Origin of the sequence: Actinomadura viridis (assembly GCF_015751755.1) — a bacterium.
GTDB classification, from domain to species: domain Bacteria; phylum Actinomycetota; class Actinomycetes; order Streptosporangiales; family Streptosporangiaceae; genus Spirillospora; species Spirillospora viridis.
On record NZ_JADOUA010000001.1, the window covers coordinates 2,198,189 to 2,213,086 of the forward strand.

Genomic DNA, 14,898 nt, shown 5'->3' on the forward strand with positions numbered 1-14,898 from the left:
CGGGTCAGGCGTACGACTCGTCCTTGGTGATGTCGATCCGCGACCGGTCGGGCAGCAGCGCCAGCGCCGTCAGCGTCAGCACCGAGCTGACCACCATCGCCCCGGCGATCGCCGGCCAGCCGTGGTCGTGCAGCAGCCAGGTCGCCAGCAGCGGCGCCGGGCCGCCCGCGATGACCGAGGCGAGCTGGTAGCCGATCCCGGCGCCCCCGTACCGCAGCCGGGTGGGGAAGCTCTCGGCGATCAGCGACGCCTGCGGCCCGTACTGGATCGCGTGCGGCAGCTGCGCCAGGACCACGGCCGCGACCACCACGACCGCGACCCCGGTGTTGAGCAGCGCGAAGTAGGGGAACGCGAACAGCGCGACCAGCAGCGAACCGGCCGCGTAGACCCGCCGGCCGCCGATCCGGTCGCCCAGATGCCCGGCCGCCGGGATGGCGAACAGCTCGAACACCGCCGCCGCGGTCACCGCGCCCAGCGCCAGCCCCTGGGCCATGCCCAGGTCGTCGTGGATGTAGGTCAGCGCGAACGAGGTGAAGATGTAGAACGGCATCTGCTCCGAGCACCGCAGGAGCGCGCTGAGCACGATCTCCTTCGGGTGCCGCCGGACCACCTCGGCCACCGGGACCCGCGCCACCTCGGCCTTGGCGACCACCTCGGCGAACAGCGGGGTCTCCATGACCTGGAGCCGCACCCACAGCCCGATCGCGACCAGGACCAGGCTGAGCAGGAACGGGATCCGCCAGGCCCAGGCGGTGAAGGCGTCCTCGGCCGACAGCGCGATCGCCGTCATCGCGCCGGTGCCCAGGATCAGCCCGATCGGGACGCCGATCTGCGGCAGGCTCGCCATCAGCCCCCGCCGCCTCTGGTCGCCCCACTCCATCGACAGCAGCACCGAGCCGCTCCACTCGCCGCCGACCGCGATGCCCTGCAGGATGCGCAGCACCACCAGGAGCACGGGCGCGGCCACGCCCAGCGTCTCCGTCCCCGGCAGCACGCCGATCAGCGCGCTGGACACCCCCATGAGCACGAGCGTGATGACCAGGGTGGCCTTGCGGCCCAGCCGGTCGCCCCAGTGCCCGAACAGCGCCGCCCCCACGGGCCGCGCCGCGAACCCCACCGCGTACGTGGCGAACGCCGACAGCGTCCCCGCGTAGTCGGAGGAACTGGGGAAGAAGACGTCCTTGAAGACGATCGCGGCGGCGGTGTTGTAGAGGAAGAAGTCGTACCACTCGATGGAGGTGCCGACCACGCTCGCCAGCGCCGCCTTGCGCACATGCCGCCGCCGTACGGCCGGGTCGATGTCGATCTCGCGCGCCCGCCCGGCCTCGCCGGGATCCAGCACCATGGGGGCCGTCCTTTCCGATCGCCCCCGCCGATCGACGCCGATTCCTGCCAGACCCGATACCCGCGGCGGAGCGTCCCGGAAACCCCTCGCCTCCGGAAACCCCTCGCCTCCGGCCTTTCCGGCCCGGGCGTCACCCGTTGATCGCCCGGAGCGCTGCCGACGTCCGCGGGGTGCCGCCCCCCAGGGCCTGGTCGCTCTGAGCGCCTTGCCCCGACTTTCCATTTAGGTGACCGCCGGTAGCCGTGTCCTAACGGTGGGGTCGATGGTGCGCCGTGATCGCGGCCACTACTGTCCGTTTGCGGGAAATCACAGAAAATCGGGACTCTCCCGAAACCATTCATGCGTGTTCCACGGAAGGGGTCGCCATGGGACGGGACGGGGACGTCAGGCCGCAGGACGAGGTGGTCTATCTCGTGGCAGGACTGGCCGATCTGGTGATGGGAGGGATGCGGGACGCCACCCGGCGCCTGCCCGGCCTGACGGCGGTGCGGGAGGAACTGCGGGCACGGGGGGAGCTGGCGCTCAAACGTACCGGCCCCTCATCGGAGGCGCACATGGAGGTGCTCGCCCGGCGGGTCGCCGAGCGGAACTCGCATGGGTGACCTCCGGGTCCGGGTCGATCGGCTGCTCGGAGAGTTCGTCGAGGCGGAGATCGCCGAACTGCTGGCCCTCGACGGAGAGCTGGCGCCGGTCGCCGAGCAGTTACGGATCTCGATCGCCGGGGGAAAACGGATCCGCCCCGAGTTCTGCTACTGGGGCTGGCGAGCGTCCGGGCAGCCCGACACCGACGCGATGGTCCGTGCCGCCGCGGCTCTGGAACTGGTGCACGCGGCGGCCATCGTCCATGACGACCTCATCGACGGCAGCCCGCTGAGACGCGGCCGGGCGACGGCGCACGAACGGCTCGGTGACGGCCTGGCCATCCTGATCGGTGACCTGCTGACGGCGTGGGCGGGGCGGCTGTTCCACACCTCCGGCCTGCCGCGTTCGTTCCTGGCCAGGGCCGTCCCGCTGTGGACGACGATGGCCCGCGAGCTGGTGGCGGGCGAATGCCTGGAGCTCCTGCACACCGGCCGCGCCCACGACCTGGGACGTTCCCTCACGATCGTGCGGTTCAAGACCGGGTCGTACACGATCGAGCGGCCGTTGCAGATCGGCGCGATGCTCGGCGGCGCGGATCCGGCGACGATGAACGCGCTGGCCGCCTACGCGCGCCCCCTCGGCGAGGCGTTCCAGCTGAGGGACGACCTGTGGGGCGTGTTCGGAGATCCCGCGCGGACCGGCAAGTCGTCCCTGGACGACCTGGTGGGCCGGAAGCCGACCGCGCTGCTGGCGCTCGCCCTGGACCAGGCGTCGGAACAGGACCGCCGGCGACTGGAGGACCTTCTCGACGGCCCGCTCACCCCCGCCGGAGCGGTGGGCGTCCGGGAGATCATGCGGCGGTCGGGCGCGCCCGCCGCCGTCCGGCGAATGATCGACGAACGTGCCGAGACGGCGCGGGCGGCGCTGGAGAAGTCCCGGACGCCGCCGGACGCCGCCCATGCCCTCACCCGACTGACCTATGAGGTGACCGCGGATGACCACGTACACCGATGAGTACATGGACGGCCTGAGGCTGAAGGGCGACGAACTGGCCGACGCGACCGTCGAGGCCCTCTTCGGCAGCGGCGAGGTGGCCAGGTTCAACACGCTCATGCGCTGGTTCACCACGTCCGGGCAGGCGCTGCCCGAGGGATTGCCGGACGCCGCGAGCGACTACCTGCGGGCGACGGCGACTCCGCCGGAGTGGGTGGACTGGGGGGTGATGGAGCAGGCCCGGCGGTTCTTCATCGACAACGACGTGCACATCTCCACCGCCCTGTCGTTCGCGGCGATGCCGGCCTGCTACCTGGTCCCGCACGGGGCCGCGCTCCTGTCGGCGACGCACTCGCTGAACTACCCGTCGCGGCGGATGGCCGAGACCGGGCAGTTCACCGTCTACCTGATGCAGCCGAGCGCGTTCGAGGCCGGTGGGCGGTTCCTTCCGGCGGCGCAGAAGGTCAGGCTGCTGCACGCCTCCATCCGGCGGCACCTCCGGCAGGAGGGCCGGTGGCCGGAGCCGGTCCCGATCTGCCAGGAGGACATGCTCGGCGCGCTGATGATGTTCAGCGTCCAGGTCCTGGACGCGCTGCACCGGCTGGGCGTCCACATGACCACGGACGGCGCCGAGGCGTACTACTACGCGTGGCGGGTCGTCGGGACGATCCTCGGTTGCGACCCGGCGACGATCCCGCCGGACCTCCGGGCGGCCCGGGAGTTCTCCGACCGGTACATGATCCGCCACATGGGGCCGTCCCCCGAAGGGGCGCACCTGACGCGCCAGCTGATCCAGATGTACGAGGAGGTGGTCCCCGGGACCGTCCTGGATCCCGTCGTGCCCGCCCTCATCCGCTTCCTGGTCGGCGACACCGCGGCGGACTGGCTGGAGGTCCCCCGGTCCGGCTGGGACTCCCTCACCAAGATCGCTCCGGCGCTGCTGGGAGCGCTCGAACGGTTCGAGGACCGCGGCCTCTGGGCGTCGCAGCTCTCCGACCGGCTGGGCCGTCTGGTGACGGTGCTGGAGCTGTCGTCCCTGACGCGAGGGCGGGTCATGCACTACGCCATCCCCGAGGAGCTCAAGCGCGACTACGGCGTTCCTTCGGGGTCGGCGCGCTGGACTCCGCCGCCGCCGATCGATCCGGTGATCGTTCACCGTGCCTGACGTTGACCGGCCGGTCAGGTGAAGAGCTGGCCGGCGTTGACGTCCAGGGTGGCCCCGGTGGTGGACCGGGAGTGGTCGGAGGCCAGGTGGAGGACGGCGCGCGCGACGTCCTCCTCCGTGGCGATGCGGCGCAGGGCCATCGCGCCGACGTCGCGGGCCCGGATGTCCTCGAAGGCGACGCCCTCGGCTTCGGCGCGGGCGCGCATCCACTCGTCCAGGACCTCGCTGGCGATCCAGCCGGGCGCCACGCAGTTGACGCGGACGCCGGAGGGGCCCAGCTCGTCGGCCAGGCAGTGGGACAGGAGGTGGACGGCGGCCTTCCCGGCGGCGTAGTCGCTGCGCCCGGCGTAGCCGGTGCGGCTGGACATCGAGGTCAGGTTGACGATCGAGCCGCCGCCCGCGGCGACCATGTGCGGCGCGAAGTACCGGCACGACAGGAGGGTGCCGTACGCGGCGATCTCGACGGCCGAGCGCCACCGCTCCAGGTACTCCTCGTCCATGTCCAGGACGTTCCTGCGGTGGGTGCCGGGGAAGGCGGCGTTGACCAGGACGTCGACGCGGCCGAACCGGGCGATGACGGTGTCGGCGAGCCGGCGGACCTGGTCGGGGCGGGCGACGTCGGTGGGCACGGCGAGCGCCTCGCGGCCCTCGGCCCGCACCGCGGCGGCGATCGTCTCCAGCGTGGACCCGGTCCGGGCGGCGAGCGCGACGTCGGCGCCCTCGCGCGCCAGGAGCACGGCGAGCGTCCGGCCGAGGCCGGGGCCGGCGCCGGTGATGACCGCGATCTTGCCCTCCAGCGTCATGGCGGCTAGCGTACCAAGCGGTCGCTAGGTTGGTTGCCGTCGGAGGTCGCGTGGATCCCACCGGCTCGAACGCCTGCCATGACGCCTGCCGGACCGCCTGCCTAGGGAGTCGTATGGGCATCACGCTCGCCAGCGATGTCGGAGGCACCTTCACCGACGTGGTCCTCACCGGGGCCGACGGGCGCGTGGAGGTGGCCAAGACGCTCACCACCCCCGACGACCCCACGACCGGCCTGATGCGGGGAGTCGAGCGAGTGCTCGCCGCCACGGGGGTGAAACCGGGAGAGGTGAGCCGGTTCGTCCACGCCACCACCCTCGCCACCAACGTGATCCTGGAACGCACCGGAGTCCCGGTCGCGTTCGTCACCACGGCCGGATTCCGCTCGATGCTCGCGCTGGGCCGCCAGGCCAGGGTGGAGGAGGAGCGCTACGACCTGGCCTACGTGCGGCCCGAGCCGCCCGTCCCGCTCTCGCACACCTTCGCCGTGCCCGAACGCGTCGCGGCCGACGGCACCGTCCTGCTCCCGCTGGACGAGCGGGCCGCGGCCGAGGTCGCCGCCGCCATCGCCGCGCTGGACGTGACCGCCGTCGCGATCTGCCTGCTGCACTCCTACGCCAACCCCGTCCACGAACGGCGGCTCGCCGAGATCGTCCAGGCCGCCCTGCCGGCCGGGGCCACCGTCGTCACCTCCGCGTCGGTCTGGCCCGAACTGGGGGAGTACGAGCGCGCCACCACGACGCTGATGTCCGCCTACGTGGGCCCGGTCATGGCGTCCTACCTGCGGCGGCTCGGCGGGCGCCTGCGCGACCTCGGCGTCACCGCCCCCGTGCACGTGATGGAGTCCGCCGGGGGAGTGCTGCCCGCCGCGCTCGCCGCGTCCCGCGCCGTCTACACGATCGAGTCGGGCCCCGCCGCCGGCGTCATCGCCGCCGCCCGGCACGGCACCGACCTCATCTCGTTCGACATGGGCGGCACGACGGCCAAGGCCGGGCTGGTCCGCGGCGGACGTCCCGGGATCACCCACGAGTTCCAGGTCGGCGGCAAGGGCAGCTACGGCGGGCGCCGGCCCGGCACCGGCGTGCCGATCAAGGTGCCGGCGATCGACCTGGCCGAGGTGGGGTCGGGCGGCGGCTCCATCGCGTGGGTGGAGGAGGGCACCCTGCGGGTCGGGCCGCGTTCGGCGGGCGCCGACCCCGGACCCGCCTGCTACGGGCGGGGCGGCACGCTGCCCACGGTCACCGACGCGAACCTCGTCCTGGGCTACCTGGATCCGGACGGCTTCGGCGGGTTCCGGCTGTCGGAGGAGCGGGCCCGCGCCGCCCTCACCGAGCACGTCGCCCGGCCGCTCGGCGTCGCCGACGTCGTGGATGCGGCGGCGGCCGTGCACGAGATCGCCAACGCGCAGATGGGCACGGCGGTGCACGTGGTGACCGTACGGCGCGGGATCGACCCGCGCGGGCTCACCCTCGTCGCCCTGGGCGGGGCGGCGCCCACGCACGCCGCCCACCTCGCCGAGCGCTTCGGCATCGGGCGCGTGCTCGTCCCGCCGCAGGCCGGGGTCGGCTCCGCCGTGGGGCTGCTCTACGCCGACCTGGCCATCGAACGGGCACGGACCTTCCTCGCGCCCGCCGACCGGCTGGTGTCGTGTTCGGGCAGCGGCGACCTGCTGGGCGAGCTGACGCGGGTGTTCGAGGAGCTGGAACGGGCGTGTCTCCAAGATCTTGGGGGGTCGTCCCCCCAGGGTGACGCTGATCTTGTGGGCGGGGAGCCCGGAGGGGCGTTCACGCGGGATGGCACGAGCGTGCGGGCGGTGGGCGTCCGCTTCGTGGGCCAGGCGCACGCCTTCACGATCGAGCTGCCTCCCGGGCCGCTCACCCCCGCGACGGTGCGGCAGGCCACCGAGGAGTTCTACGCGCGCTACCGCGAGTCGTACGGCATCGACCTGCGCGACCCGGCCGAGATCACCACCGCGCGGGTCCGCGTGACCCTCCCGTCCGGCTCCCGCGCCCCGCGCCCCGTCGTGAAGCCGGGGGACGGGACCTCCGGGGCGCGCCGCGTGTGGCTGGAGGGGAGGTTCCTGGACGTGCCGACGCGCGAGCGCGCGGAGTGCCCGCCCGGCGTGGAGCTGGCGGGGCCGTGCGTCGTCACGGAACCGCAGTGCTCCCTGCTGGTCCCGCCCGGCTGGCGGGGGACCGTCGACGACCACGGGGCCATCGTGCTCGAACGCGCCGAACCGGGAGCGTGACATGACCGACGACCTGACCGCCGAGATCCTTCGCAACGCGCTGGCCGTGGCCGCCGAGGAGGCCAGCATCGTCGTGGTCCGCTCCGCGTACTCGACGTTCATCGTCGAGGGCGCGGACGCCGCGGCGGCCGTCCTCGACGCCCGCGGGCGGCTCGTCGCCCACTCGCTGTCCACGGCGCTGATCCAGTGCGCCAGCCTGCGCAGCGCCCTGCCGTACGTGCTCCGGGCGTACCCGGCCGCGTCGATGGAGCCGGGCGACGTGTTCGTGCTCAACGACGTCTACCAGGGCGGCATCCACGCCAACGACCTGCTGGTCTTCCGGCCGGTGTTCCTGGACGGCGCGCCCGCCTACTTCACCGGGACGCTGATCCACGTCGCGGACCTGTCGGGGCTGTCGGCGGGCGGCATGGCCTCCGACGCCACCGACGTCTTCCTGGAGGGCCTGCAGCTGCCGCCGATCAAGATCGCCACCGCCGGCGGCCTGGTCGAGGACATGGTCCGCGTGCTGGCCGCCAACAGCCGTACACCCGGCAAGCTCGTCGGCGACCTGCGGGCCCTGATCGCCGGGGCCAACGTCGCGGCCCGGCGGCTGGAGGAGATCGCCGCGGCGCACACCCCGGCCGGGCTGGCGCGCGGCGTCGACGACCACCTCGCGCACACCGAACGGCGGATGCGCGCCGGGCTGGCCGGACTGCCGCCGGGCACCCACCGGGGCGAGTACCGGCTGGACGACGGGCACCTGGTCCGGGTCGCGGTCACCGCCGACGGCCGCGGCGGCCTGGTGGTCGACTTCGACGGCACCGACGAGCAGGTGCCGCTGCCGATCAACTCGGGTTTCTCCCAGACGCACGGCGGGGTCATGTACGCGGTGCGGTGCTTCGTCGATCCGTCGCTGCCGATGAACGAGGGCTGCTTCGCGCCGGTCGAGGTCCGGATGCCGCCGGGCACGCTGGTCCACTGCACGCCCCCGTTCCCCGGCGGCGGCCGGTTCGGGACGGTGGCCGCGGCGGAGGAGGCCATCTTCGCCGCCCTCACCGGGGCGTCCCCCGACGGCGGCGGCGTGGCGGCCTCGGGCATCCTCCAGGCGTTCAGCGTCAGCGGGGCCCGGCGGCCGTGGCTGCACATGTCGTTCGACCTCGGCGGGATGGGGGCGCGGGACGGGTACGACGGGCCGGACGCCACCGGCGCCCTGTTCGGCGGAGGGCGTAACATCGTCCCGCAGGTCGAGCCCATCGAGGCCCGGCTGCCCGTACGGGTGGAGGAGGTCTCGCTCATCCCGGACTCGGGCGGCGCGGGCCGACACCGCGGCGGGCTGGGCACCCGCACCGTGATCCGGATGCTGGAGGACGCCCGCGTGGACACCCGCGGGGACCGGCTGCTGCGGCCGCCGCCGGGAGCGGCCGGCGGCGAGCCGGGACGGGCCGGCGGCTACTACCGGGAGCGCCGCGACGGCACCCGCGAACCGCTCGGCACCAAGGCCACCCGCCAGCCCCTGGCCGCCGGCGAGGCCCTGGTCGTGGAGACCTCCGGCGGGGGCGGGTACGGCGATCCCGCCGAGCGCGACGAGGCGGCGATCCGCCGGGACCTGGCCGACGGCCGCACCACCGCCTCCGGGGAGGACGCGTGAAGTTCGGCGTGCCCCTCGGGCTGGTGCATCCGGCGATCTGGAAGGACCTGGCGGTCCAGGCGGACCGGCTGGGCTTCGAGTCGGTGTGGCTGCCCGAGCACCTGGTCTTCGCCACCGACCTGTCCACGGCGAACTATCCGGGGACCGAGAGCCCGGGGATCAACCCGGCGACCCCGCTCTTCGACGCGCCCGCCTACCTGTGCGCGCTCGCCGCCGTCACCGAGCGGGTCCGGCTCGGCACCGCCGTCTACCTCTACGGCCTGCGGCACCCGTTCGTCGCCGCGCGGGCGTTCGCGACGCTCGACCAGATCTCCGGCGGACGCGCCGTCGCCGGCGTCGGCGCCGGCTGGTACGCGGGGGAGTGGAACGCGGCCGGGGTCGACTTCGCCACGCGCGGGCGGCGGCTGGACGAGGCCATCGAGGTGTCCCGGCGGCTGTGGAGCGAGCCCGCGGTCGAGCACCACGGAGAGTTCTTCGACTTCCCCGAGGTCGCGTTCGAACCCAAACCGGTACAGGAGCGGCTGCCGGTGGTGGCGGGCGGGGAGTCCCGGGCCGCGCTGCGCCGGGCGGCGACCCTGTGCGACGGCTGGATCAGCATGCCGCAGACCCTCGACGGGATCCGGCCGCGGCTCGACCTGCTCCGGGAACTGCGGGCCGCCGCGGGCCGGGAGGGCGATCCGTTCGAGATCACCGTGCACGCCTACGAGCTGTCTGGGCCGGAGGAGGTGGCCGAGTGGGAGCGGCTCGGGGTCGACCGGCTGATCGTCCGGCCGTGGCGGCGCACCGGCGAGGCCGCCGGACGGCTCGCCGCCTTCGCCGCGGACCACGGCCTGGTCCCGTACGCGTAGAACCGGTCCGCGCCCGACATCGCGGGACGTAAAGGGCGATGGTGGCATACGGTGCCGGAATGGCCAGTGTGCTCGTGGTGGAGGACGACCCGAACGTCCGGACGGCCCTCATCCGGGAGCTGAACGCGCGGTCGCACGCCGTGCGCAGCGCGGGCACGGCGATGGACGCCCTGCGCGAGGTGACCGCCAACCCTCCCGACGCGGTGATCCTCGACCTGGGCCTGCCCGACCTCGACGGCGGCGAGATGCTGAAGATGCTGCGGGGCGTGTCCGACGTCCCGGTCATCATCGCGACCGCCCGGGACGACGAACCCGAGATCGTGCGGCTGCTGAACGCGGGCGCCGACGACTACCTCATCAAGCCGTTCTCCGCCGAGCACCTCAGCGCCCGGCTGGCCGCGGTGCTGCGCCGGGCGTCCCGTTCCGGGCCCGCCGCCGAGCTGCGGGTGGGCGGCCTGCACATCGACCTCGACCGGCGGGAGGCGGCGCTGGACGGCGCCGCGCTGGAACTCACCCGGCGCGAGTTCGACCTGCTGGCCTACCTCGCCGCCCGGCCCGGACGGGTGGTGGCCCGGCGCGAGCTGCTCGCCGAGGTGTGGCGGCAGGCGTACGGCGACGACCAGACCATCGACGTGCACCTGTCGTGGCTGCGGCGCAAGCTCGGCGAGACCGCCGCCGCGCCGCGCTACCTGCACACCGTGCGGGGCGTCGGCGTACGGCTGGCCGCCCCGCGCGAGCCATGAGGCGCACCCTGGTCCTGGTGTCGCTGGCCGTCACCGCAATGGTGGCGCTGGCCTTCCTCATCCCGCTCGCGCTGGCCGTACGGGAGATCGCCCGGGACCGCGCGCTGACCAGCGCCGAGCGGCAGGCCGGCGCGCTCGGGCCGGTGCTGGCCGTCACCGAGGACCCCGGCGCGCTGGAACGCGCGGTGGCCAGCACCCACGCCGGCGCCGCCCGCCGGATGACCGTGCACCTGCCCGGCGGCACGGTCATCCCCGAGGCCGCCGGGAACCGCGCCCGGGCCCGTCCCGGCCAGGTCGCCGAGGCCGCCCGCCGGGGCCGCTCGTACACCACCCGGATCACCGGCGGGTGGGCCCTGCTGCAGCCGGTGTCCCTGGAGGACGGCCGCACCGCCGTCGTGGAGGTCCTCGTCCCCGACGCCGACCTCTCCCGCGGCGTGGGGCACGCCTGGCTGGTCATGACCGCCGTGGCCGCCGCCCTGGTGGCGGGCTCGGTGGCGGTGGCCGACCGGCTGGGCGCCCGCATGATCCGTTCCACCCGGCGGCTGGCCGAGGTGGCCGCCGCGTTCGGCGACGGCGACCTGGGGATCCGGATCGAGCCCGACGGGCCGCCCGAGCTGGTGGAGGCGGGCCTGGCCTTCAACGCCATGGCCGACCACGTCGTCCAGCTGCTGGCCGCCGAACGCGAGATGGCCGCCGACCTCTCGCACCGGCTCCGCACGCCCCTGGCCGCCCTGCGGCTCAACGCCGAGGCGCTGGGCGGCGGCCCGGTGGCCGACCAGACCCGCGAGGCCGTGGGCCGCCTGGAGCGCGAGGTCGACCAGATCATCCGGACCGTCCGCAAGCCCACCGGCCGGGGCAGCTGCGACGCCGCCAAGGTCCTGCGCGAACGGGTGGAGTTCTGGTCCGTCCTGGCCGAGGACGAGGGCCGCTCCTGCGAGCTGATCGGCGCCGACGAACCGGCCGAACTGCCGCTGCCCGCCACCGAGCTGGCCGCCGCCGTGGACGCCCTGCTCGGCAACGTCTTCCGGCACACCGCCGAGGGCACCGGCTTCGCCATCACCCTGCACGTCGGCAGGGGCCTCACCGGCATCCTCGTCGCCGACGGCGGCCCCGGCATCACCGACCCGCAGGACGCCCTCCAGCGCGGGCGCAGCGGCGGCGGCTCCACCGGCCTCGGCCTGGACATCGCCCGCCGCGCCGCCGAGGCCACCGGCGGCCACCTGCGCATCCACCGCTCGGTCCTGGGCGGAGCGCAGGTCCAGATGTGGTTCCGCACCCGGTGGCTCCCGCCCACCCGCCGCTCCCGCCGCCTGGTCCGGCGCCGCTAGCGGCTGATTCCAGGGCCCGGCCCACGGCGCCCGCCCGGCGGCTCGTGCCTCACCGGACCCGGCCGAGCACCCAGGTGTCCAGCGCGGCGCGCAGCCCCGCGTCGTCGGCCTCGTCAGCGGCCCACGCGATATAACCGTCCGGCCGGACGAGGAGCGCGGTCCGATCGCCGTCGGCCCGGTGGGCAGGCGTCACACCGGCCGCGGGCGGGAAGCGGAAGCCGGCCGGGCAGACGAGGACGAAGCCGCCCCCGCGCAGTACCTCGTACAGGCGGCCCTCGGCGAGCTCCAGGTCGGGCGCGCGCTTCCCCTCCAAGCGGTGGGCGCCGTGCCCGGCGGGGTAGGACAGGCCGATGCCGGTGATCATGGACGCGGCCCGGTCGGACACCGGCCGCACCCTGTTGAGCACGGTCGCGACCAGGGGCCGGACGATCCTGGCCGGGATCCCGTGCATCTTCGCCACCCGGACCATCCTGCCGCTGATCCGGAGCGCGATCTTCCCGGCGACGTGCCGTTCGCGCTGGTAGGTGTCCAGCAGCCGGTCATCGGCCCCGTCGCGCAGGACGGCCACGAGCTTCCAGCCGAGGTTGGCGGCGTCCTGCAGGCCCGTGTTCATCCCCATCGCCCCGGCCGGCGAGTGCACGTGCGCCGCGTCGCCCGCCAGGAACGCCCGCCCGACGCGGTACGAGGGCGCCTGCCGCTCGTCACTGTGGAACCGCGACTTCCAGCGGCACTCGGTGATGCCGTAGTCGGTCCCGAAGTTGTGATGGAGCAGCTCCCTGATCTCGTCCAGGTCGAGGGGCGCGTCGTCGGGAAGCTGGTGGTGCCGGTTCCAGCCGGTGATCCGGTACCAGCCCTCGCCCATCTCCGTGAGGAGGCAGAAGCCCTCCGGCACGGAGTTCACCGTGAACGGCCGATCGGGCTTCTCGGCGAGCCGTACGTCCGCGAGGATCAGCGATTTGAGCATCGACTTCCCCGGGAAGGGCAGGCCGAGCGCCTCCCGGAGGGTGCTGTGCGCCCCGTCGGTGCCCACGAGATAGGACGCCCGGAACCTGGCGGACGCCTTCGCGTCCTCGCCGGTGACCGCGCGCACCTCCACCCCGTCCGCGTCCTGCCCGACCTCCACCACCCGCGCCTCGTGGACGAACGTGACCCCGGCCTCGCGGGCACGCCGTTCCAGGACGCGTTCCACCTCGTACTGCGGCGTGAACAGGACGTACGGGTAGCGGGTGGGCAGCCGCGAGGGGTGGAGCCGCCCCCGCTGGAACAGCTGGAGCGAGTCGATGGGATGCCCGCCAGCCACCACCTCGTCCGCGATGCCGCGCGCGTCGAACTGCTCCAGCGTCCGGGCGTGCACGACCAGCGCCCGGGACAGGTTGCTGATCCGGTGCGGGCGGCGCTCGACGAGCGTCACCGACAGCCCCGCCGCGGCCAGATCCCCCGCGAGCAGCAGCCCCGTCGGCCCCGCCCCCACGACCAGGACATCGGAGTCACGCGCTCCGCCGTCGCCGTTCCGAGATTCCATGACGCCTCCAGTGCCAACGCTTGTTGGCCAACATCTGTAGGCAAGGTAGGCCGGATCCACCCCGAATGTCAACAGCCGTTGGCCAACGATCGTTGGCCAACGGCTGGTCGTACCGTTCACGCGAGGGTCCGGAGCCCCGAAACGGGCTCCGGCTCCCTCGTATCGGCCGGATGCGGCCCTCGGAAGGGCCTTGACGCTGCCGCCTCAGTCGGTGCCGGACTCCATCGCGGCGTGATCGAGCAGCTCGTCGTCGGCGGAGACCGTTCCACGGGAGGCGATGGCCTCGGCGCCGCCCTCGGGCATCGCGCCGATCAGGCCGGTCGAGGCCGCCTGCGCGGCGCCGATCAGCGCCGGGTGCGAGCTGCCGACCATGCCGAGCCCGGCGTACTGCTCGAGCTTGGCGCGGGAGTCGGCGATGTCGAGGTTGCGCATGGTCAGCTGGCCGATGCGGTCGACCGGCCCGAAGGCGGAGTCCTCGGTCCGCTCCATGGAGAGCTTGTCCGGGTGGTAGCTGAACGCCGGCCCGGAGGTGTCGAGGATGGAGTAGTCCTCGCCGCGCCGCAGGCGCAGGGTCACCTCGCCGGTGACCGCGGTGCCCACCCAGCGCTGCAGCGACTCGCGCAGCATCAGCGCCTGCGGGTCGAGCCAGCGGCCCTCGTACATGAGCCTGCCGAGCCGGCGTCCCTCGTTGTGGTAGCTGGCGAGGGTGTCCTCGTTGTGGATCGCGTTGACCAGCCGCTCGTAGGCGGCGTGCAGCAGCGCCATCCCCGGAGCCTCGTAGACGCCGCGGCTCTTGGCTTCGATGACGCGGTTCTCGATCTGGTCGGACATGCCCATGCCGTGCCGGCCGCCGACGGCGTTGGCCTCCAGCATCAGGTCCACGGCGGAGGGGAACTCCTTGCCGTTGATCGTCACCGGCCGGCCCTGCTCGAACCCGATCGTGACGTCCTCGGCGGCGATCTCCACGGACGGGTCCCAGAACCGCACGCCCATGATCGGCTCGACGATCTCGATGCCCGCGTCGAGGTGCTCCAGGGCCTTGGCCTCGTGGGTCGCGCCCAGGATGTTCGCGTCGGTGGAGTAGGCCTTCTCCGCGCTGTCCCGGTACGGCAGGGAGCGGTCGAGCAGCCACTCGGACATCTCCTTGCGGCCGCCCAGCTCGCTGACGAAGTCGGCGTCCAGCCAGGGCTTGTAGATCCGCAGGGACGGGTTGGCGAGCAGCCCGTAACGGTAGAACCGCTCGATGTCGTTGCCCTTGAACGTGGAGCCGTCGCCCCAGATCTGGACGTCGTCCTCGAGCATCGCCCGCACGAGCAGGGTGCCGGTCACCGCCCGCCCGAGCGGGGTGGTGTTGAAGTAGACGCGCCCCCCGGATCGGATGTGGAACGCTCCGCAGGCCAGCGCCGCGAGCCCCTCCTCGACCAGGGCCGTCCGGCAGTCGACCAGCCGGGCGATCTCCGCGCCGTACTCCCCGGCCCGCTTGGGGACCGAGGCGATGTCGGGCTCGTCGTACTGGCCGATATCGGCGGTATAGGTGCACGGCACGGCACCCTTCTCGCGCATCCACGCGACCGCCACTGAGGTATCGAGACCACCGGAGAAGGCGATGCCGACGCGTTCGCCGACAGGCAGGGAAGTGAGCACCTTAGACACGAGTAGAAGTATATGCACACTCCTGCATGACTATGCAACGCCT

General features: G+C 73.6%; 12 protein-coding genes. 8 read left to right on the top strand and 4 right to left on the bottom strand.

All coding sequences use genetic code 11. The annotated features are described in order from the left end of the window. Window positions 1-4: 4 nt before the first annotated feature. Entirely contained in the window at window positions 5-1,345 is a 1,341-nt protein-coding gene (locus tag IW256_RS09780) for an MFS transporter (protein ID WP_197010647.1), read from the bottom strand. A 365-nt stretch (window positions 1,346-1,710) separates the two neighbouring features. Here IW256_RS09780 and IW256_RS09785 point away from each other — a divergent pair, with 365 nt between their 5' ends. Genes IW256_RS09785 through IW256_RS09795 form a run of 3 tightly spaced genes read left to right on the top strand, consistent with a single transcriptional unit; the run spans window position 1,711 to window position 4,085 of the window. Beyond that, window positions 1,711-1,947: a hypothetical protein gene (locus IW256_RS09785; protein WP_197010648.1), complete on the top strand. Its 237-nt coding sequence runs from the start codon at window positions 1,711-1,713 to the stop codon at window positions 1,945-1,947. After that, window positions 1,940-2,941 carry a polyprenyl synthetase family protein gene (locus tag IW256_RS09790; protein ID WP_197010649.1) on the top strand — a complete coding sequence of 334 codons (1,002 nt, stop codon included), beginning with the start codon at window positions 1,940-1,942 and terminating at the stop codon, window positions 2,939-2,941. The genes IW256_RS09785 and IW256_RS09790 overlap by 8 nt, the downstream gene beginning before the upstream one ends. After that, window positions 2,922-4,085 carry an oxygenase MpaB family protein gene (locus IW256_RS09795; protein WP_197010650.1) on the top strand — a complete coding sequence of 388 codons (1,164 nt, stop codon included), beginning with the start codon at window positions 2,922-2,924 and terminating at the stop codon, window positions 4,083-4,085. Before IW256_RS09790 ends, IW256_RS09795 begins: the two co-directional genes overlap by 20 nt. 14 nt (window positions 4,086-4,099) lie before the next feature. Here IW256_RS09795 and IW256_RS09800 read toward each other — a convergent pair whose 3' ends face one another. Continuing rightward, the gene (locus tag IW256_RS09800) at window positions 4,100-4,888 is read right to left on the bottom strand and encodes an SDR family oxidoreductase (protein ID WP_197010651.1); all 789 of its coding nucleotides are present in this window, start codon (window positions 4,886-4,888) and stop codon (window positions 4,100-4,102) included. A 113-nt stretch (window positions 4,889-5,001) separates the two neighbouring features. On the opposite strand from IW256_RS09800, the gene IW256_RS09805 reads away from it, so the two are divergent. The 5 genes from IW256_RS09805 to IW256_RS09825 are packed head-to-tail and all read left to right on the top strand — an operon-like array spanning window position 5,002 to window position 11,680. Then, entirely contained in the window at window positions 5,002-7,134 is a 2,133-nt protein-coding gene (locus IW256_RS09805) for a hydantoinase/oxoprolinase family protein (protein WP_197010652.1), read from the top strand. A gap of 1 nt (window position 7,135) precedes the next feature. Beyond that, window positions 7,136-8,761, top strand: a complete 1,626-nt coding sequence (locus IW256_RS09810; protein WP_197010653.1) for a hydantoinase B/oxoprolinase family protein — start codon at window positions 7,136-7,138, stop codon at window positions 8,759-8,761. Then, window positions 8,758-9,609 carry a TIGR03619 family F420-dependent LLM class oxidoreductase gene (locus tag IW256_RS09815; protein WP_197010654.1) on the top strand — a complete coding sequence of 284 codons (852 nt, stop codon included), beginning with the start codon at window positions 8,758-8,760 and terminating at the stop codon, window positions 9,607-9,609. The genes IW256_RS09810 and IW256_RS09815 overlap by 4 nt, the downstream gene beginning before the upstream one ends. A gap of 59 nt (window positions 9,610-9,668) precedes the next feature. Then, entirely contained in the window at window positions 9,669-10,352 is a 684-nt protein-coding gene (locus IW256_RS09820) for a response regulator transcription factor (RefSeq protein WP_197010655.1), read from the top strand. After that, entirely contained in the window at window positions 10,349-11,680 is a 1,332-nt protein-coding gene (locus IW256_RS09825) for a sensor histidine kinase (RefSeq protein ID WP_197010656.1), read from the top strand. The genes IW256_RS09820 and IW256_RS09825 overlap by 4 nt, the downstream gene beginning before the upstream one ends. A 49-nt stretch (window positions 11,681-11,729) precedes the next feature. Here IW256_RS09825 and IW256_RS09830 read toward each other — a convergent pair whose 3' ends face one another. Both IW256_RS09830 and argG read right to left on the bottom strand, forming a co-directional pair. Next, window positions 11,730-13,202: an FAD-dependent monooxygenase gene (locus IW256_RS09830; RefSeq protein ID WP_197010657.1), complete on the bottom strand. Its 1,473-nt coding sequence runs from the start codon at window positions 13,200-13,202 to the stop codon at window positions 11,730-11,732. 204 nt (window positions 13,203-13,406) lie between these two features. After that, the gene (gene argG / locus IW256_RS09835) at window positions 13,407-14,855 is read right to left on the bottom strand and encodes an argininosuccinate synthase (protein ID WP_197010658.1); all 1,449 of its coding nucleotides are present in this window, start codon (window positions 14,853-14,855) and stop codon (window positions 13,407-13,409) included. Between the last annotated feature and the right edge of the window lie 43 nt (window positions 14,856-14,898).

Bases quoted from the DNA above. Each gene is read 5' to 3' on its own strand.
- IW256_RS09780 (WP_197010647.1), bottom strand. From the start codon at position 1,345: ATGGTGCTGGATCCCGGCGAGGCCGGGCGGGCGCGCGAGATCGACATC.
- IW256_RS09810 (WP_197010653.1), top strand. From the start codon at position 7,136: ATGACCGACGACCTGACCGCCGAGATCCTTCGCAACGCGCTGGCCGTG.
- IW256_RS09830 (WP_197010657.1), bottom strand. From the start codon at position 13,202: ATGGAATCTCGGAACGGCGACGGCGGAGCGCGTGACTCCGATGTCCTG.
- IW256_RS09790 (WP_197010649.1), top strand. From the start codon at position 1,940: ATGGGTGACCTCCGGGTCCGGGTCGATCGGCTGCTCGGAGAGTTCGTC.
- IW256_RS09805 (WP_197010652.1), top strand. From the start codon at position 5,002: ATGGGCATCACGCTCGCCAGCGATGTCGGAGGCACCTTCACCGACGTG.
- IW256_RS09785 (WP_197010648.1), top strand. From the start codon at position 1,711: ATGGGACGGGACGGGGACGTCAGGCCGCAGGACGAGGTGGTCTATCTC.
- IW256_RS09820 (WP_197010655.1), top strand. From the start codon at position 9,669: ATGGCCAGTGTGCTCGTGGTGGAGGACGACCCGAACGTCCGGACGGCC.
- IW256_RS09795 (WP_197010650.1), top strand. From the start codon at position 2,922: ATGACCACGTACACCGATGAGTACATGGACGGCCTGAGGCTGAAGGGC.
- IW256_RS09825 (WP_197010656.1), top strand. From the start codon at position 10,349: ATGAGGCGCACCCTGGTCCTGGTGTCGCTGGCCGTCACCGCAATGGTG.
- IW256_RS09800 (WP_197010651.1), bottom strand. From the start codon at position 4,888: ATGACGCTGGAGGGCAAGATCGCGGTCATCACCGGCGCCGGCCCCGGC.